Below are 19,058 nucleotides of genomic sequence, written 5' to 3'. Positions count from 1 at the left end.
AATGGATGAACCTGGAAACCTGGCTACTGTTCAGCGGCGCAGCATTGGTGGTGATCCTCATACCAGGGCCACTGTCCCTGCTGATGATCAGCAACAGCCTCAACTATGGGCTGCGCCGCTCGTATCCAGCGTTTCTTGGCGGGGTACTTGCCTCGATCTGCCTGCTCAGCGCCTCGGCGCTGGGTTTGGGGGCGTTGTTACTGGCGTCCGAGCAACTGTTCAGTGCCTTGAAGATTGTTGGCGCGTTGTACCTGTTTTATCTCGCCTGGCAGAGCTGGCAGCAATCGCGGCAACCGGCCCATGGCGCCGAAGTTGCGCAGTCGGCTGCCACGCCCCGCTTTCGCACACTGTTTGGCCGCGCCTTTGTCCTCGGCGCCAGCAACCCAAAGGACATTCTGTTTTTCGCCGCCTTTCTGCCCCAGTTTCTCAACGGCGAGCAGCCGTTCCTGCCACAACTACTGGTAATGATCGCCACCTGGACCGTGCTCGACCTGTTCTGCAAACTGGCCTATGGCTTGAGCGCCCATGGTGCGGCCCGCTACCTGCGCAGCGGCAAAGGCCAAAGCTGGTTCAACCGTGTCAGTGCGGGATTGTTTGGCGGTGCGGGCATGATGTCGTTGATGAAGGTCAGAATGGACTCACTTTGACGAAATAAACACTGGGAGGAACCGTACCCCGGACGGGCCATTGAATGCCTGCTGCGATCCGGATCAATCGCCCCTCCTCCATGGCACTTTTGACTTGCACGAGCGCGCTTAATTTTGGAGATCGGCTAATGGCTCGATTAAACCAACCATCCGTCAACCGTTCATGCAACGTGACAACCCCTTTTTCGGCCCACTGGACTGTCACGTAGTACAGCAGGTTCTGATCGGAGGACGTATGGGTCGCGATAAAATCGCGCGTGAACCGGCGACCTCGCTTTTTGCGCAGCTCATTGACACTGAAACCCTGTCGCTCCAGCACCTGCCTGACGGCCGCATACTGCGCATCGTTTCGCTCAACCCAGCGCCCCCCGCGACTGGGCCGCAACGAAGGATCCAATCCCGTCGCCTGAAAGTCGACACGAGTAAAGCCGGGCGCTTTACCATCGAAACCGATGAACACCGTGCCGTTCTTCCTATGGGAATACCGCAACATCCTCAGCAAGTCATCCGTTTGACCGGGGCTGGCAGGCAGTGCTGGTAACCAACCGTCCAACGTCGCACGAACGTTGAGCAGATGAGTCGCCGTTGCAGAGCGACTCGAATCCGCCCGTTCAATCATCCTTGCGACAGTGAAATCCCGGCTTTTGATGGTCATGGCAGGAAATGCATCCCCCACAGACTCCGCCAATGGCTTGTTGAATAGAGGTGTATGGAACACCCAGTCGTTCGTCGAAGTGCGTGAGGCCGCAATAGGCTGTTCGAGCCGCGCGGTGCTTGTCCAACGCTCGAGATCAACGCTGGCCAATGACACCAACGGTTCATCCTTCATGATAAATACAATGCCGTCCAAAGGCGCTTGATTACCTTGAGGGAGCAACCTGTAATAAGCACTTGACGGATCAGCCAAACTCGCGCCAGCCGGGGCGTCTCGCAGTACATTACAGGCAAAACCTCGGGAATCCATCGGAATGTGATACACATCAGGCGCGAGCAAGATCATTTGGTCAACATTCGGAGTTTGCATACGCCACTGCAGCCCATCAGAGGGTGCCGTGACGGTTTTCTTAATCCAGTCTTCCGTCGCCGTGCGCACTAAGGGAGGCGACCAGTCCGGCGACGGTGGTACCGGAGCTGTCCACGGGCCTGGCATGCTTGAACTCGTTCCCGCCACCGGTTGCGGCGCGTCTGCGCCGAGTAACCACTCCCTGGACTGGTGGATATCCAGAATCAATTCGTCCTGACCCGGCGACTGCTGGTTTTTCAGACGAAACCCTTGCTCACTGCCCCGTTTGTAAACCGGATAATGGTGTGTGTCATCCGCCACAAATAGCCCTCCATTTTTGACGTAGACACCTTCCCGACCCGGCCCCTTCAACGCCACAGCCCCCTCCGGCACCGATGCAGTCTTGAAACGCTCCAGGGCCGGAAGTTGCCTCACGGATGACGCCGAACGGGGACCACCGCTCGGTTCCACCCGCCAGCGGCGTATCCGCCCCAAAGCCGGGGGCAGCGCAGACCGTATAGCGGAAGCCCCCGCAACACCCGCCACCTTGGGGCCGGGTACGAACGTCATCACCAGATTGACCATTAACAATTTAATCGTATCGGCCAACACGCGCTTATCACTGGGATCGCCATAACGCTTGTAACGGCGCGCTGCAACGTACAACTCGTAGATGTCACTGAACACTCCGAGTACGGGAATGAAGAGACTTAACACCATCCGTGTTTTGGCCAAGCTGCCGTCGCGAAGGCGGCGGATTCGATATTCCTTCAGCGCTTTATTAGAGTAACTGGCGGCCTGTGCCTGGCGTTGCAACTCGTGCACTTTGCCGTGGTACAGCAACGCCTGGGCATTGCAGTTGGACGTGGCAACAATCGCCAGCCAATCCCGTGGATCACTGGCAATCTGCTCGAGCGCCTGTTCTTCAATCTCATCAAGTAACAGCGACGGTTCCAGATGCTTGACGCGCAGCAGGCGGGTCAACCGCCAAATCCCTCTCACGAGGAAACTGCCAGGAAGCACATCAAGTATGTTGAAGGCCGTTGGTTCGAACGGGGACTGGTGCTTTGCCTGAAAGGCCCAGCCGGGTGCGACCTGGCGTGCCAGCGTCTTAAGGTTATCGGGCAATGCGCACAGACGGTTCAATTCAGCCCCTGCCTTTTCAAGGTTGCTGTACTCAGTGAGCACCAAGGCGAGGGGCGCCTGGGGCCAATAGACCACGCAAAGCTGCGAACGCTTGTCTTGCACGACCACTATCCCTGCGACATAGCGATCATGCTGCATCGTATGGCCCACCAAATGAACCACGTGCAGGTTTAACTCATGCGGGTTCGTCATCAGGTCCTGCGGCGTCCGTGCGGCCATTGCAGTACTGAATACGCTTTGCGCGTTCGCCGACAGCCCGTGTTGAATCGCTGAAAACAGATGATGCTCAACCCCCGCACGCAGCGCGCGATTCAATAACTCGGGAATACGTCCTTTGCTGAGCGAGTTACTGGGATTAACAGAGGGATAAAACACCTTATTGATCAATGCGTCGTACCGGCCGCCTACATCCAGCGAAGATACGATTTGCCTCAAACGGCCAGTCGAAAGACTGTCTGGCCACGTCCATCGCAGAGGGCAAGCACGGTTTAACTTATAGTGCGTCCAAGGTGCCAGCGGGTCCAGGTTGTGCAGCGCCAGCTCCAATAGACTGAAGGCCCTGCACGACGACGAGGGGGGCAGTATCTTTTGCGGATCTTTCAAGAGGCAAGCCTCTTTATAATCACAATACGTGCCATGGATATCACCGGACATCGCCATAAAGGGCTCGTCTATCTGCACCCCCAAGGAGATCCGCTCGTCACGCAACCGGGCGGTCAACGCCTGGCGGGCATAGGTGTTCAAGTCCGGTAGACGTTGTTCCAGCCGGCTTAAAAATGCCCAGGTGCTGCTCATGTAAAGCTTCTTCGAGCGCCTGAAGTGTTTGCGCTGCGCACGCGTGGCCCCCGCTAACCATGCCGGCAGTTTTTTCGCCTCAAGTGCGACGTTGCGCAGCAACTCAATATTCGCCTGCGCGCGGCTCAGGGCGCTATTGAAGGGAACCTGCAGGTGTTGTTCCAGCTCAGTCAACAGCAGCGCACGGCTCATGTCGGCATCCTTGACCTCACTGAAAATACGCGTGATGTGATCGGTGCTTTTGTACAAGCGATCACAGCTCCCAAGGCGCTTTTTGAGGGAGGCCAATGCCGGTTTACCTGGGATGGGCACGTAGCGCACCTCTAAGGTTTCACGCACCGCATGTGTGCGTAAGTTGTTGCGCTTATCGCGCGCGACACAGCCCCACAGCACGGAATCGTCCCGACTGACGAGACTGGCTTTGACACTTCGGGTGAGGGCGTCCAGCCCGGCAAAAGCCATCACCCCGCCCTCTTCTCCGAAGGCGTACAGCACCACGGGTAGCTGGCGAAGCGGGACTCTCACCGCCGCGGCGGTCGTAACCACCCAAATGTTATGGAGCGAGTAAAAGGCATCCAGCTCGCTGCCGATGGCAATCGACAGCACCTGGGTTTGACTGTCCGGACGCCGGGCGGGCAAAGGCTGCTCCACCACTTCAATCATCAAGTCACGATGCGCCGTACTCAGCAGCTTAAGCCTGTGTTGCAACTGCACTTCGCAGCGCAAGGCCTCGGTTTGGGCGTGCATAAACGACACAACCCGCCTGGGTGTCCCCTCCCCACCTGGGCGCTCAGACCAAAAATCAACGTGAAGCAAGCGTTGCCCGGCACCCTGCGACAATGCATTCAAGGTTTGGGCGTGAACCTTGAGTTGACCCACCCATGCGACGACCTCCTGATGCGCCGGTGTCTCGGCGCTTGGATCATCCGGATCCAGCAGCGCGACCATGCCTTTTTCGTAACGCTTGATCTGCTGCTCTGCCGTGCGCAGCGCCAAGCCGGGCGCGACACTGGCAAAGATAATTTCTGTGCTCCGTCGCTGGTGGTCCCAATCGAGCAATTCGTCACGCAGCTCGCCGAGCCGAGCCCACCCGACCAGTTGTTTCCTGTTGCCCTCCACGTACTTGAGAAACGAACCTGCATCAAGTGGCTGCGGCCGCTCTTTGGCAAATACGTGCTGGTGATAAATCACCGAAACGCAGGCCAACTCGTTATTCCATTGCTGGCTCAGCAACTCCTGCGCCCCCAGCGCCAACGCATCCTCCAGAATCTCCTGACCACGCACAACGCTGGACGCCGGGGACAAGTCCGCAGGACGGCATAACATGTGGCGACGATTTAAAGGCAAGCATTGCCAGAGCTCGTCAAACCGCGACTTGCTCAGCTCCAGCACACCGCACTGAAGCGCAACGAAGGAAGGGTACTCATAGAGATTGCGGGCCACACCCGGCAGGTAAATGATATGCGGCACACCACTGGGGTCACCCTCGCGATAGATATGCAGGGCACCTGGAATCACCATCGCAGGTGTACCCGGCCAGAGTAACTGGCCCACTCGCACGCAGGCCCAATCACCACCCGCGGCCTGACGCGCCGGCGCGCCAGGCGCATCAATCACAGCCTGAACCATGGCCATTCCGGTACTCGACAGCTCATCCAGTTGCCGCGCGATCAAGGCACGGGCGGCGAAGAGCTCCTCGTGCAACGCTACCCAGCGCTCCCGGCGCGTGCGCCAGGAACCGTATGCCAAGGTGTCCCAATAGTTAGCGGCCGCGTGGATTAATCGCTCATAAAGCCGCATCGCGACCACCCGTTGAAGGGCTTCCAACGGCGTCAATGTCAATCGAGAGCCGGGCTTTCCTTTGATGGTCAGCGTGGTTGACGCACAAACACTGGCAGCCGCCCAGGGCTCAAAAAGCAACGACAATGCACGACTTGTCAGGCTGTCGACTTTCTCGGGCTCACCGTCCTTCGCAGGCACGGTAAACAGCAGATCATCCGGTTCCTCCTTGAACGCCTTGTAGAGCTCGGCGCGAATCACCTTCAATATTTTGGGCGAGCGCCCCAGCAGATGTGTCAGCGTCTGCGCCGACTCGCTGCAGCGCATGTCGGCCAGGCAGATCTGATTGATCAGGCGGCTGGGATGGGTAGAGGTGCGAACCCGCGCCTTCAACGAGTTACGAATGGCCCGTAACTCAGCGTCGGGGGCCTCTTCAGCATCGCTGGCGTCGTCAATCTCGTCGGTGTCGGACGCAGCGCTGGAAACGGGAGGAGCGGACTGACTTTCGGTGGCCGAGGTCATGGTGTTTTTTCTCGTGGAGGAAAACACCCAGCCTAAGCAACGCAGGCGGTCAGAACGCGCTAGATAATTGAGCCCACTGCAGGCAAAAAAAGCCCGCAGTGTGGGCGGGCGAAAAACCAACGAAGAGCTTTGGGGGTGTGAAGCGAGGTGACGCTCAGCTACCGCGGTAGGTGGAATAGCTGTAAGGCGAAATCAACAGTGGGACATGGTAGTGATCCTGTTCGGCGCTGATGCCAAAGCGCAACACCACCACATCGAGAAACGCCGGTTCAGGCAATTGCACGCCACGGGCACGGTAGTAATCACCGGCGCTGAATTGCAGCTGGTAGACACCGCTGCGGTAGTCGTCGCCTTGCAGCAATGGTGCTTCGCAGCGCCCGTCGCTGTTGGTCACGGCGGTAGCGACCCACTCAAGCTGAGTGCCTTCGACGCGATACAGTTCAACCTTGATCGCGCTGCCGGGGCAGCCGTGTGCGGCGTCCAAAATGTGTGTGGTCAAGCGTCCCATGGCGTCTACGCGCCTCCCGTGGTCAGTAGAAGAGTGATCCGCACTTTTTCAGGGCATCGAAAAAGCCGGCGATGGCTGATTAAGACACTTTTAAAAAAAATTGTACACAATAAAAAACATAACGCTTTGGATCAGCATGCTGCTGATGCTCGACAGACTGATCGATGAGTAATCCTTGCTTTTAAACAACCTTTTGTCCATTAGCTGACCAGTCAGGCAAGTTTCTTGCTACACCCTTTACACAGAGCTCTGCGGAAAAAATGCAGAAATGCAGGCTTACAAAGTTGCCGATAAGTTGTATACAATCACTCATCGCTGTGACGCCACCCAGTCTTTTCACTGCCCGGCCGCCACATGAATGATCACGCACAAGAAGGAAGACTGCAGTGAGCGCTGACTACCCACGCGACCTGATCGGTTACGGCAGTAACCCTCCTCACCCCCACTGGCCGGGCAAGGCGCGCATCGCGTTGTCTTTCGTACTCAATTACGAAGAAGGCGGCGAGCGCAATATTTTGCACGGTGATAAAGAGTCTGAAGCCTTCCTGTCGGAAATGGTTTCGGCGCAGCCGCTGCAAGGCGCGCGCAACATGAGCATGGAGTCGCTGTACGAATACGGCAGCCGCGCCGGCGTGTGGCGCATCCTCAAGCTGTTTAAAGCATTCGATATTCCACTGACCGTCTTCGCCGTGGCCATGGCCGCCCAGCGTCACCCGGACGTGATCCGCGCGATGGTCGAGGCCGGTCACGAAATCTGCAGCCACGGCTACCGCTGGATCGACTACCAATACATGGACGAGGCCCAGGAGCGCGAGCACATGCTCGAAGCCATCCGCATCCTCACCGAACTCACCGGCGAGCGCCCATTGGGCTGGTACACCGGGCGCACCGGCCCGAATACCCGCCGGCTGGTGATGGAGGAAGGCGGTTTCCTGTATGACTGCGACACCTACGACGACGACCTGCCCTACTGGGAGCCTAACAACCCTACCGACAAGCCGCACTTGGTGATCCCCTACACCCTGGACACCAATGACATGCGCTTCACCCAGGTGCAGGGTTTCAACAAGGGCGATGACTTTTTCGAATACCTCAAGGACGCCTTCGACGTGCTCTACGCCGAAGGGGACGAGGCGCCGAAGATGCTTTCCATCGGCCTGCATTGCCGCCTGATCGGCCGCCCTGCGCGCCTGGCTTCGTTGAAGCGGTTTCTCGAGTACGCCAAAGGTCACGAACACGTGTGGTTCACCCGTCGCGTGGACATTGCCCGTCACTGGCACGAAACCCACCCGTACACGGGAGCAGCGAAATGACCGCGTTCCAAACCCTTAAGCCGTCGACCCTGAGCCGCGATGAATTCGTCGCCGCCTTCGCCGACATCTACGAACATTCGCCATGGGTAGCCGAGAAGGCCTTCGACCTGGGCCAGGACGCTTCGATCGACGAGATCGAAACCCTGCACCAGCGCATGAGCGATATCCTGTTGAGCGCCGATCATGCCAGTCAACTGGCCCTGATCAACGCTCACCCGGACCTGGCCGGCAAAGCCGCCGTCCAGGGCCAACTGACCCAAGCCAGCACCGATGAACAAGCCGGCGCGGGTATTCACCAATGCACGGCCGAAGAGTTCTCACGCTTCACCGAGCTGAACGACACCTACAAGGCCACGTTCAAGTTTCCCTTCATCATGGCGGTAAAAGGCAGCAACCGGCATCAGATCCTGGCCGCGTTCGAAACACGCATCCACAATTCGGCAGACGCCGAGTTCAACTGCGCACTGGCCGAGATCAACAAGATCGCGTTGTTCCGATTACTGACCCTCTAAACGACCATCCCCAGCCACTCTATCTAAGGCAGACAAGAAGAATGAAAGCTTACGCCGTACCTTTCGAGAAGTTCGTCAACCTGGCCGACGCCCGTCTGGGCACCAAGATCCTTTCGGTGACCGATGACTGGTTCGCTGACGCCAACCGTCTGTTCCAGCCGACGCCGGCCGTGTGGAAGGAGGGCGTTTTCGATGACAACGGCAAGTGGATGGACGGCTGGGAGTCACGCCGCAAGCGCTTCGAAGGCTACGACAGTGCGGTCATTCGCCTGGGCGTACCTGGCTCGATCAAGGGCGTGGACATCGACACCTCATTCTTCACCGGCAACTACCCGCCGTCGGCGTCGCTGGAAGCCTGCTTCCTGGCCTCGGGCGACCCGGACGAAAACACCCAGTGGGTGGAAGTGCTGTCGGCCGTCGAGCTGCAAGGCAACAGCCACCACTACCACGAGATCAACAACGACCAGGCCTACAGCCACCTGCGCTTCAACATCTACCCGGATGGCGGCGTGGCGCGTCTACGTGTGTACGGCATTCCATTCCGCGACTGGTCCTCGGTCGGCGACAACGAACAAGTCGACCTGGCCTCGGCGCTCAACGGAGGTCGCGCGCTGGCGTGCTCCGATGAACACTTCGGCCGCATGAGCAACATCCTCAACCCAGGCCGTGGCATCAACATGGGCGACGGCTGGGAAACCGCACGTCGTCGTACACCGGGCAATGACTGGGTGATCGTCGCCCTGGGCCACCCAGGCGCGATCGAGAAGATCATCGTCGACACCCTGCACTTCAAGGGCAACTACCCGGACACCTGCTCGATCCAGGGCGCGTTCGTGAAGGGCGGCACCGACAGCCAGATCGAAACCCAGTCACTGTTCTGGCGCGAACTGCTGCCGGCGCAGAAGCTGGAAATGCACGCCGAACACACCTTCGCCGAGCAGATCAAGGCACTGGGGCCGATTACCCACATCCGCCTGAATGTGTTCCCGGATGGTGGTGTGAGTCGCTTGCGCGTGCTCGGTAAAGTTTCGAAGTAAACGCTGAAACCTGCAGTGAGCGGGCTTGCCCCGCTCACTACAAAAGCAAGCAGAACCAACAACACAGCATTCGGATAAGAGACAGCCATGCGCACACTGATGATCGAACCCCTGACCAAAGAAGCCTTCGCCCCTTTCGGAGACGTTATCGAAACCGATGGCAGCGATCACTTCATGATCAACAACGGGTCGACCATGCGCTTTCACAAGCTGGCGACGGTCGAAACCGCACAGCCTGAGGACAACGCGATCATCAGCATCTTCCGCGCCGACGCGCAGGACATGCCGCTGACCGTGTGCATGCTGGAACGACACCCGCTGGGCAGCCAGGCGTTCATACCGCTGCTCGGCAACCCTTTTCTGATCGTGGTCGCGCCACTTGGCGATGCACCTGTATCAGGTTTGGTCCGCGCCTTCGTCACCAACGGCAGGCAGGGCATTAATTACCATCGCGGCGTCTGGCACCACCCGGTGCTGACGATCGAAAAGCGGGATGACTTCCTGGTGGTTGATCGCAGTGGCACAGGCAATAACTGCGATGAGCATTTTTTTGAAGAGGATGAGCGGTTGATCCTCGCCCCCCACCAATAAGAGAAGGCCGGATCACCCGACAACAAGGGTGACAGGCGAGAGGTAAAGACTGTGGAAGCACATCTGTTGGAATGGCTGAACCTGAGCGTGCGCTGGGTTCATATGATCACTGGCGTCGCGTGGATCGGCGCTTCTTTCTACTTCGTCTGGCTGGAAAACAACCTCAACCGCGTCAACCCCAAGAACGGCCTGGCCGGTGACTTGTGGGCGATCCATGGTGGCGGTATCTACCACTTGGAAAAATACAAACTGGCCCCACCGACCATGCCGGACAATCTGCACTGGTTCAAATGGGAAGCCTATTTCACCTGGATGTCGGGCGTCGCGCTGCTGTGCGTGGTGTTCTACCTCAACCCGACGCTGTACCTGCTCGCCCCCGGCAGCACGCTCAGCGGCACCGAAGGCGTATTGCTGGGCCTTGGCTCACTGTTCGCCGGCTGGTTCATCTACTCCTTCCTCTGCGACTCGGCCCTGGGCAAACGCCCTGCCCTGCTTGGTTTTATCCTGTTTGTGCTGTTGATTGCGGCAGCCTATGGCTTCAGCAAGGTGTTCAGCGGGCGCGGTGCGTACCTGCACGTTGGCGCGATAATCGGCACCATCATGGTCGGTAACGTGTTCCGCATCATCATGCCGGCGCAACGCGCGCTGGTGGCGGCTATCGCGCAAAACCGCACGCCGGATCCGGCACTGCCCGCCAAAGGGTTGCTGCGTTCGCGTCACAACAACTACTTCACCTTGCCAGTGCTGTTCATCATGATCAGCAACCACTTCCCGAGCACCTACGGCAGCCAATACAACTGGCTGATCCTGGCGGGCATCGCGGTGGCGGCGGTGTTGGTGCGGCACTACTTCAACACCCGGCATAACAGCCAGAAGTACGCGTGGACCTTGCCGGTGGGTGCGTTGGCGATGATTTGCCTGGCGTATGTGACCGGTCCCAAGCCCGTCGCCGAAGTGGTCAAGGCACCGGCGGCCATTGAGTACCAGCCGCTGCCGGAAACGGCATTAGGTGGCGGCTTGAAGCCCGCCGTGCCCGCCGCGCCTGCTGCTCCGGCTGCTGAGCCCGCGCCCGCCCAGGCCACCACGGATTTTGGCCAGGTTCACCATGTGATCGAACAGCGCTGCACCGTGTGCCATTCGGCCAAGCCCACCAGCCCGCTGTTCAGCACTGCTCCGGCCGGGGTGATGTTTGATACACCGGCGCAGATCCAGCAGCAGGCTGCGCGTATTCAAGCGCAAGCCGTGGCGAGCCAGATCATGCCCCTGGGCAACATCACCCAGATGACCCAGCAGGAGCGGGATTTGATTGGTACCTGGATCAACCAGGGGGCGCGTACCAATTAGCTCACTGATTCACACAGCTCCAAATGCGGGAGCGGGCTTGCTCGCGAAGGCGCCGGATCAGTCAGCACATTCAGCGACTGACACACCGTATTCGCGAGCAAGCCCGCTCCCACAGGGGATTAGTGATGATGTAGAGATTGCGTTTCACACAACACAAAAATAAAAAAGATCCGAGGTGTTGCATGACCGAGTTAGTCGAACCGCAGATTCCTGCCGTGCCCGCGATGGTGCGGCTGCCCCTCTTGCAACTGATTCTGGTAGGCCTGCAACACGTCTTGCTGATGTACGGCGGCGCCGTCGCCGTGCCCCTGATCATTGGCCAGGCCGCCGGTTTGAGCCGTGAAGACATCGCTTTCCTGATTAACGCCGACCTGCTGGTAGCCGGCATTGCCACGCTGGTGCAGTCGTTCGGTATCGGCCCGGTGGGCATCCGCATGCCGGTGATGATGGGCGCCAGTTTCGCCGCCGTCGGCAGCATGGTCGCCATGGCCGGCATGCCCGGTATCGGCTTGCAGGGTATCTTCGGCGCGACCATCGCCGCCGGGTTCTTCGGTATGTTGATCGCGCCGTTCATGTCCAAGATCGTGCGCTTTTTCCCGCCCTTGGTGACCGGCACCGTGATCACCGCGATTGGCCTCTCACTCTTTCCGGTCGCCGTGAACTGGGCCGGTGGCGGCAGTGGCGCTGCAACATTTGGTTCGCCGATCTACCTGGCGATTGCTGCGCTGGTACTGGGCACCATCTTGTTGATCAACCGCTTCATGTGCGGTTTCTGGGTGAACATTTCGGTACTGGTCGGCATGGGCCTGGGTTACGCCTTGTGCGGCCTGCTTGGCATGGTCGACCTCAGCGGCCTGGCCCAGGCACCGTGGGTGCAAGTGGTGACACCGCTGCACTTCGGCATGCCTACGTTCGAGTTGGCGCCTATCCTGTCGATGTGCTTGGTGGTGGTGATCATCTTTGTTGAATCCACCGGGATGTTCCTCGCGCTGGGCAAGATCACCGGCCAGGACGTCACGCCGAAGATGCTGCGCCGTGGTTTGTTGTGCGATGCCGGCGCGTCGTTCTTTGCCGGGTTCTTCAACACGTTCACCCACTCTTCGTTCGCACAAAACATCGGCCTGGTGCAGATGACCGGCGTGCGTTGCCGCTCGGTGACGATCATGGCCGGGGCCTTCCTTATTGTGCTCAGCCTGCTGCCCAAAGCCGCTTACCTGGTGGCGTCGATTCCTGCGGCGGTGCTGGGTGGTGCGGCGATTGCCATGTTCGGCATGGTCGCGGCCACCGGGATCAAAATCCTGCAGGACGCCGATATCGCCGACCGTCGCAACCAACTGCTGGTGGCGGTGAGTATCGGCATGGGCCTTATCCCGGTGGTGCGCCCGGAATTCTTCGCGCAACTACCGCTGTGGATGAGCCCGATTACCCACAGTGGCATCGCCATGGCCACCCTCAGCGCGCTGTCGCTGAATATCCTGTTCAACATCCTCGGCGGGTCTGAACGACCTGCCGTCGCCCCTACCCATTGATTCCTTCGTTCTTACAAAAACAATAACGAAACTGGGAACCACGACATGCACGCCATTCACCCGGGGCCGGCCACAAGCCGTGCCCCATTCTCGCCCCACGCGCTCTGTTACAGCGCACTTGAGCCCAGGCATAAGAGCCAGTATTCTCCGCGCCCGCTCGAATCGACTCAAAAAAAAACAGCGACTGTAAAAGCTGACTGCAAGGCCAACTTATCCCGGCCTTATGTCTTCGGCCTGCGTGCGCAAAAGTCCCCTGAATTCGACTGCATCCCCTGCAGCCGACGCGGATTTTTTGGCTTTTTAAACACCTTGGCGCAGCTCTTGCTAAATGCACTAAAGCTGACCGAACAGACGATTTTTGCAGCTGACCAAAAGGCGCCACACCAGAGCGCCTGCGTAGAAGAAACACCATAAAACTTTAACTCGGGAGCAACCGAATGAAACCTATGTTCAAAGGCCTGATGCTGGCGGGATCCCTGCTGGCCGGTGGCCAAGCCGTGGCCGGTGACCTGTTGCAGTGGCAGAACAACAGCCTGACTTACTTGTGGGGCAAGCGCTTCACCGTCAACCCGCAGGTCCAGCAAACCGTCACGTTCGAACATGCCGATGCCTGGAAGTACGGCGACAACTTCTTCTTCCTCGACCGCATCTTTTATAACGGCAAGGAAGATGGCAACGTCGGCCCGAATACTTATTACGGCGAGTTCAGCCCGCGTTTGTCGTTTGGCAAGATTCTCGACAAGGACCTGTCCTTTGGTCCGATCAAGGATGTATTGCTGGCGATGACTTACGAGTTTGGTGAAGGCGATAATGAATCGTACCTGGTCGGTCCTGGCTTCGATTTGAACATCCCCGGTTTCGACTACTTCCAGCTGAACTTCTACCAGCGCCAGACCGAAGGCAATCGCCCAGGCGATGGCGTTTGGCAGATCACGCCGGTCTGGTCGTACACCATTCCGGTGGGCAACTCCGACGTGTTGATCGACGGCTTCATGGACTGGGTCGTGGACAACGACAAGAATGCCCGTGGCACTTACCACGCCAACCTGCACTTCAACCCACAGGTCAAATATGACTTGGGCAAGGCACTGCACTGGGGCGACAAGCAGTTGTATGTCGGTTTTGAATACGACTACTGGAAGAACAAGTACGGGATTGAAGATTCGGGTGCGTTCAAGACGACGCAGGATACGGCGAGCTTCTTGGTCAAGTATCACTTCTGATCGTTAACCGCATAACCTATGTGGGAGCAAGCCCGCTCCCACATTCAGACCGGGGGCAACCCGAGGAACCGGGTGATTTCCTCACGCTTGGCCAACGCATCCCGCCGCCCCAGTTCAATCAACTCGCTGCAATACCCCGCCTCGAACAGCAAGTAACTCAACACCCCTGCCCCGCTGGTCTTGGTCGCCCCCGGCCCACGTAAAAACAAGCGCAACGCCGCCGGCAATTCCTGGCGATGCCGCGCGGCGATCTCATCAATGGGCTGGCTGGGCGCAATCACCAGCACTTCAACCGGCGCCAGGCCCTGAGCCGCGCTGTCGGCCGGCTGGAAATGGCTGAACTGATTCAAGCGCTCCAGCAATTCGATATCGCTTTCCAGGCTGTCAATGAACGTGCTGTTGAGCATGTGCCCGCCGATCTGCGCCAGGGTCGGCTCCTGGCCGGTGTAGGTGCGTTGCACGGCCGGTTCATTGCCACGCGGGTTGCCGCTGACCCCGACTACCAGCACGCGATTGGCGCCCAAATGCAGGGCCGGGCTGATGGGCGCCGATTGCCGCACTGCACCGTCGCCAAAGAACTCGTGGTCGAGTTTGACCGGCGCAAACAGCAAAGGGATCGCCGAACTGGCCAGCAGGTGTTCAACGGTCAACTGAGTGGGCATGCCGATACGGCGATGGCGCAACCAGGCGTCGATGGTGCCGCCGCCTTGATAAAAGGTCACCGCTTGCCCGGACTCATAACCAAAGGCCGTCACGGCTACCGCGTGCAGATGTTTATGCTGGATGGCCTCGTCGATGCCGTCCAGGTTCAAGCGCTCTTGCAACAGGTCGCGTAACGGTGAGCTGTTGAGCAAGGCCACCGGCACCCGGGCCCCCAGGCCCAGCAGACTGTGGATAAAGAAGCGGCTCGCTTGGCGAATCACCCCCGGCCAATCACTGCGCAACACCAGGTGGCTACGAAAGCCCTGCCAGAAGGCGGTAAGACGTTGGATCGCGGCCCTGAAGTCCATGGCGCCGCTGGCCAGGCTCACCGCATTGATCGCGCCGGCCGAGGTGCCGACGATCACCGGAAAAGGATTCGGCGCCCCCGGCGGCAACAACTCTGCAATCGCCGCCAGCACCCCCACCTGATAAGCCGCTCGCGCCCCGCCGCCGGAAAGAATCAAGCCTGTAACCGGTTCAGTTGGGCGCATTGCGTCACTCCATGTGGGGAAAAAACAGTCTTATCAGCGGCGTTTTTCGTACAGCTTGGGTTCACCCGGTGGCCGGCTCTTGAAGCGGCGATGGGTCCACAGGTATTGCTCAGGGCATTCACGCACCGAGGCTTCGACCCACTGGTTGATACGCAGGCAGTCGACTTCATCGCTTTCGCCAGGGAAGTCAGTCAGCGGCGGGTGGATCACCAGGCGGTAACCGCTGCCATCGACGAGGCGCTCTTGAGTGAACGGCACGACCAACGCCTTGCCCAGCTTGGCGAACTTACTGGTGGCGGGCACTGTGGCAGCCTGGATGCCGAACAGCGGCACAAAGATGCTTTGCTTCGCGCCGTAGTCCTGGTCCGGTGCGTACCAGATGGCGCGGCCAGCGCGCAGCAGCTTAAGCATACCGCGCACGTCTTCACGCTCCACGGCCAGGGAATCGAGGTTATGACGTTCACGGCCACGGCGCTGGATGTAGTCGAACAACGGGTTGCCGTGCTCGCGGTACATGCCATCAATGGTGTGCTTCTGGCCAAGCAGCGCCGCGCCGATTTCCAGGGTGGTGAAATGCAGGGCCATGAGGATCACGCCCTTGCCATCCAGTTGGGCCTGCTTGAGGTGTTCCAGGCCTTCGACATGGGCCAGGCGCGCTAAGCGCTGGCGCGACCACCACCAACTCATCGCCATCTCAAAGAAGGCGATGCCGGTGGAGGCAAAGTTTTCCTTGAGCAAATGTTTACGCTCTTTAGCGGATTTTTCCGGGAAGCACAGTTCCAGGTTTCGCGCGGCGATACGGCGACGCTCGCCCGCCACGCGGTACATGCCAGCACCCAGCAGGCGACCAATGGTCAGCAGCGCGCGGTATGGCAGTTGGGTAATCAGCCACAGCAGGCCGAGCCCCAGCCATAACAGCCAAAAGCGCGGGTGAAAAAAAACAGCTCGAAAACGCGGGCGATCCATTACAGATTCCGGTAAAGACAAGGGCCGCGCATTCTACAACGGTTCGACTCGGCTTGCGGCGGGTGAGTGTTCTCGTTATAAGTCTCGACACTTTTCGTGACAAGCCGCTTTGCCGACCATGAGCCAAACCGAACCGCTAGACCAAGATCCCGTGTTCCAGCTGAAAGGCAGCATGCTCGCCATCACCGTGCTGGAACTCGCCCGTAACGACCTCGAGGCCCTGGACCGCCAGCTGGCCGCCAAGGTCGCCCTGGCGCCGAATTTTTTCAACAACGCCCCGCTGGTGCTGGCGCTGGACAAACTGCCCGCCGGCCAAGGCAGTATCGATCTGCCCGGCCTGATGCGCGTCTGTCGCTCCCATGGCCTGCGCACGTTGGCGATTCGCGCCAGCCGCATTGAAGACATTGCTGCGGCTATCGCCATTGAACTGCCAGTACTGCCACCGTCCGGCGCGCGCGAGCGACCGCTTGAACCATTGGTCGGTGAAGAGAAGAAAAAACCGGAAAAACCACCGGAGCCGACGATCAAGCCGACAAAGATCATCACCTCGCCCGTACGTGGCGGGCAGCAGATTTACGCCCAGGGAGGTGACCTTGTAGTGATCTCCTCGGTCAGCCCGGGGGCGGAACTTCTTGCCGATGGCAACATCCATGTATACGGCCCGATGCGCGGACGTGCCCTCGCCGGCATCAAGGGCGATACCAAGGCGCGTATTTTTTGCCAGCTGTTGACCGCAGAGCTTGTGTCAATCGCAGGCCAGTACAAGGTTTCAGAAGATTTGCGCCGTGATCCACTGTGGGGAGCTTCGGTGCAGATCAACCTGTCGGGCGATGTGTTGAACATCATCCGTCTTTAACGGATACTGCCGCATTTTCCAAGCATCTCTAGACTCTGATAGCACAGCGAAACCGGCAATACTTGCGTAGGAATAATTGGAAGTTGGCGTTTCCCCAGCGGAAACCACATCTTTTTCCTGCAAAGGCTGTCCGCCTGCGGCGAGTTCCAAGAGATGTTTTTCAGGGACCGAAAAGTCCTTTTTCCTTAGGGGTGAAACACCTTGGCCAAGATTCTCGTGGTTACATCCGGCAAGGGTGGTGTGGGTAAGACCACCACCAGCGCCGCTATCGGTACCGGCCTCGCCTTGCGCGGCCACAAGACAGTTATCGTCGACTTCGACGTCGGTTTGCGTAACCTCGACCTGATCATGGGCTGCGAACGCCGCGTGGTGTATGACTTTGTCAACGTGGTCAACGGCGAAGCCAACCTGCAACAGGCCCTGATCAAGGACAAGCGCCTTGAGAACCTGTACGTATTGGCCGCCAGCCAGACTCGCGACAAAGAAGCGCTGACTAAAGAAGGCGTAGGCAAAGTCCTTGCCGAGCTGAAGGAAACCTTCGAATACGTGGTCTGCGACTCGCCGGCCGGTATCGAAACCGGCGCTCACCTGGCGATGTACTTCGCGGATGAGGCCATCGTGGTGACCAACCCGGAAGTCTCCTCGGTACGTGACTCGGACCGCATGCTCGGCCTGCTGGCCAGCAAGTCCCAGCGCGCCGAAAAAGGCGAAGACCCGATCAAGGAACACTTGCTGCTCACCCGTTACAACCCTGAGCGCGTCAGCAACGGCGAAATGCTCGGTGTTGAAGACGTGAAGGACATCCTCGCAGTGACCCTGCTGGGTGTAATTCCAGAATCCCAGGCAGTCCTGAAGGCTTCCAACCAAGGTGTTCCGGTGATTCTTGACGACCAGAGCGACGCTGGCCAGGCGTACAGTGATGCCGTCGATCGCTTGCTGGGCAAGACCGTGGAACACCGCTTCCTCGATGTGAAGAAGAAGGGATTCTTCGAGCGTATCTTTGGAGGCAACTAAACAATGAAATTTCTCGACTTCTTTCGCGCCAACAAAAAGCCAAGTACCGCGTCGGTAGCGAAAGAGCGTCTACAGATCATCGTGGCGCACGAACGCGGCCAACGCAGCACGCCGGATTATCTGCCAGCCTTGCAGAAGGAACTGGTCGAGGTAATCCGCAAGTACGTCAATATCGGCAACGATGACGTGCATGTCGCCCTGGAAAATGACGGCAGCTGCTCAATTCTGGAACTCAATATCACCCTGCCTGATCGTTAATCGAAAAGGCGGCCGCCACGGCGGCTCGTTCACCCTGATCCCTTTTAAGGGGCGGGTGGGCGAGCCGCCGTTGGCGTTTGTTGCGAGGCTGTTTAATGCCGTTGTCTACTATCCACATCCTCCATCAGGACGACGCTGTCCTGGTGGTGAACAAGCCAACCCTGCTGCTCTCGGTGCCTGGCCGTGCCGATGACAACAAGGACTGCCTGATCACCCGCCTGCAGGAAAACGGCTACCCCGAAGCCCGCATCGTCCATCGACTGGACTGGGAAACCTCGGGGATCATTCTGCTGGCACGGGACGCCGATACCCACCGCGAACTGTCCCGCCAGTTTCACGACCGCGAAACCGAAAAGGCCTACACCGCACTGGCCTGGGGCCAACCGGAACTGGACAGCGGCAGCATCGACCTGCCCCTGCGCTACGACCCGCCGACCAAGCCGCGCCATGTGGTCGACCACGAGTTTGGCAAGCATGCATTGACCTTCTGGAAAGTGCTGGAACGTTGCGGCGATTGGTGCCGCGTCGAGCTGACGCCGATTACCGGGCGTTCGCACCAGTTGCGTGTGCACATGCTGTCGATTGGTCACCCGTTGCTCGGTGATGGTCTTTATGCCCACGAACAAGCCTTGGCTGCCTGGCCGCGCCTGTGCCTGCACGCGAGCATGCTGAGCTTCACGCATCCGCAAAGCGGCGAGCGTCTGCGCTTCGAGTGCCCCGCGCCGTTTTAGACTGCAAACCCAATCACATGTGCGGGCTTGCTCGCGAAAGCGGTAGGCCAGTCAACCTCAATATTTGCTGGGCCGACGTCTTCGCGAGCAA

17 protein-coding genes are annotated in these 19,058 nt (G+C 59.0%); 13 read left to right on the top strand and 4 right to left on the bottom strand.

Going from position 1 to position 19,058, the window contains the following annotated elements:
- Positions 1–5: 5 nt before the first annotated feature.
- On the top strand, positions 6–647 hold the full coding sequence (locus AACY36_RS10035) for a LysE family translocator (RefSeq protein ID WP_339416516.1): 642 nt from the start codon (positions 6–8) through the stop codon (positions 645–647).
- Here the strand turns inward: AACY36_RS10035 and AACY36_RS10030 are convergent.
- Both AACY36_RS10030 and uraH read right to left on the bottom strand, forming a co-directional pair.
- On the bottom strand, positions 628–5,892 hold the full coding sequence (locus tag AACY36_RS10030; RefSeq protein ID WP_339497030.1) for a dermonecrotic toxin domain-containing protein: 5,265 nt from the start codon (positions 5,890–5,892) through the stop codon (positions 628–630). The two genes, AACY36_RS10035 and AACY36_RS10030, sit on opposite strands and share 20 nt — an antisense overlap.
- A gap of 154 nt (positions 5,893–6,046) precedes the next feature.
- A complete protein-coding gene (gene uraH, locus AACY36_RS10025; RefSeq protein WP_339416519.1) occupies positions 6,047–6,400 on the bottom strand; it encodes a hydroxyisourate hydrolase in 354 nt (117 codons plus the stop codon).
- Between the two features lie 386 nt (positions 6,401–6,786).
- Between uraH and puuE the strand changes: the two genes are divergently transcribed.
- From puuE to AACY36_RS09985, 8 genes are all read left to right on the top strand, one after another.
- Positions 6,787–7,713, top strand: a complete 927-nt coding sequence (gene puuE / locus AACY36_RS10020; RefSeq protein WP_339416521.1) for an allantoinase PuuE — start codon at positions 6,787–6,789, stop codon at positions 7,711–7,713.
- Entirely contained in the window at positions 7,710–8,225 is a 516-nt protein-coding gene (gene uraD, locus AACY36_RS10015; RefSeq protein ID WP_339416523.1) for a 2-oxo-4-hydroxy-4-carboxy-5-ureidoimidazoline decarboxylase, read from the top strand. The genes puuE and uraD overlap by 4 nt, the downstream gene beginning before the upstream one ends.
- Positions 8,226–8,266: 41 nt before the next feature.
- Positions 8,267–9,262: an allantoicase gene (alc, locus tag AACY36_RS10010; protein WP_339416525.1), complete on the top strand. Its 996-nt coding sequence runs from the start codon at positions 8,267–8,269 to the stop codon at positions 9,260–9,262.
- Between the two features lie 87 nt (positions 9,263–9,349).
- Positions 9,350–9,853: an ureidoglycolate lyase gene (locus AACY36_RS10005; protein ID WP_065873378.1), complete on the top strand. Its 504-nt coding sequence runs from the start codon at positions 9,350–9,352 to the stop codon at positions 9,851–9,853.
- Positions 9,854–9,904: 51 nt separating this feature from the next.
- Positions 9,905–11,197 carry a urate hydroxylase PuuD gene (locus tag AACY36_RS10000; RefSeq protein ID WP_339416526.1) on the top strand — a complete coding sequence of 431 codons (1,293 nt, stop codon included), beginning with the start codon at positions 9,905–9,907 and terminating at the stop codon, positions 11,195–11,197.
- A 182-nt stretch (positions 11,198–11,379) separates the two neighbouring features.
- Positions 11,380–12,726 carry a nucleobase:cation symporter-2 family protein gene (locus AACY36_RS09995; protein ID WP_339416527.1) on the top strand — a complete coding sequence of 449 codons (1,347 nt, stop codon included), beginning with the start codon at positions 11,380–11,382 and terminating at the stop codon, positions 12,724–12,726.
- A gap of 45 nt (positions 12,727–12,771) precedes the next feature.
- Positions 12,772–13,140 carry a hypothetical protein gene (locus AACY36_RS09990; RefSeq protein ID WP_339497029.1) on the top strand — a complete coding sequence of 123 codons (369 nt, stop codon included), beginning with the start codon at positions 12,772–12,774 and terminating at the stop codon, positions 13,138–13,140.
- 23 nt (positions 13,141–13,163) lie between these two features.
- The gene (locus tag AACY36_RS09985; protein WP_339438351.1) at positions 13,164–13,949 is read left to right on the top strand and encodes an outer membrane protein OmpK; all 786 of its coding nucleotides are present in this window, start codon (positions 13,164–13,166) and stop codon (positions 13,947–13,949) included.
- Positions 13,950–13,993: 44 nt separating this feature from the next.
- On the opposite strand, the gene AACY36_RS09980 is transcribed toward AACY36_RS09985, so the two are convergent.
- A complete protein-coding gene (locus tag AACY36_RS09980) occupies positions 13,994–15,142 on the bottom strand; it encodes a patatin-like phospholipase family protein (protein WP_339436288.1) in 1,149 nt (382 codons plus the stop codon).
- 33 nt (positions 15,143–15,175) lie between these two features.
- Positions 15,176–16,108 carry a lipid A biosynthesis lauroyl acyltransferase gene (locus AACY36_RS09975; protein ID WP_339416533.1) on the bottom strand — a complete coding sequence of 311 codons (933 nt, stop codon included), beginning with the start codon at positions 16,106–16,108 and terminating at the stop codon, positions 15,176–15,178.
- A gap of 118 nt (positions 16,109–16,226) precedes the next feature.
- On the opposite strand from AACY36_RS09975, the gene minC reads away from it, so the two are divergent.
- From minC to AACY36_RS09955, 4 genes are all read left to right on the top strand, one after another.
- On the top strand, positions 16,227–16,964 hold the full coding sequence (gene minC, locus AACY36_RS09970) for a septum site-determining protein MinC (protein WP_339436289.1): 738 nt from the start codon (positions 16,227–16,229) through the stop codon (positions 16,962–16,964).
- Positions 16,965–17,165: 201 nt separating this feature from the next.
- Positions 17,166–17,978, top strand: a complete 813-nt coding sequence (gene minD, locus AACY36_RS09965; RefSeq protein ID WP_339416537.1) for a septum site-determining protein MinD — start codon at positions 17,166–17,168, stop codon at positions 17,976–17,978.
- A 3-nt stretch (positions 17,979–17,981) separates the two neighbouring features.
- Positions 17,982–18,236, top strand: coding sequence for a cell division topological specificity factor MinE (gene minE / locus AACY36_RS09960; RefSeq protein WP_003175252.1), 255 nt, complete (start codon positions 17,982–17,984; stop codon positions 18,234–18,236).
- Between the two features lie 95 nt (positions 18,237–18,331).
- Positions 18,332–18,967 (top strand): RluA family pseudouridine synthase, encoded by a 636-nt coding sequence (locus tag AACY36_RS09955; protein WP_027603908.1) that lies wholly within the window; start codon positions 18,332–18,334, stop codon positions 18,965–18,967.
- Positions 18,968–19,058 lie beyond the last annotated feature (91 nt).

Source organism: Pseudomonas sp. EA_15y_Pfl1_P101 (assembly GCF_963970835.1).
Lineage (GTDB): Bacteria > Pseudomonadota > Gammaproteobacteria > Pseudomonadales > Pseudomonadaceae > Aquipseudomonas > Aquipseudomonas tritici.
The sequence above is the reverse complement of the archived record's forward strand: the minus strand, read 5'-3'. Positions and strand labels throughout refer to the sequence as shown.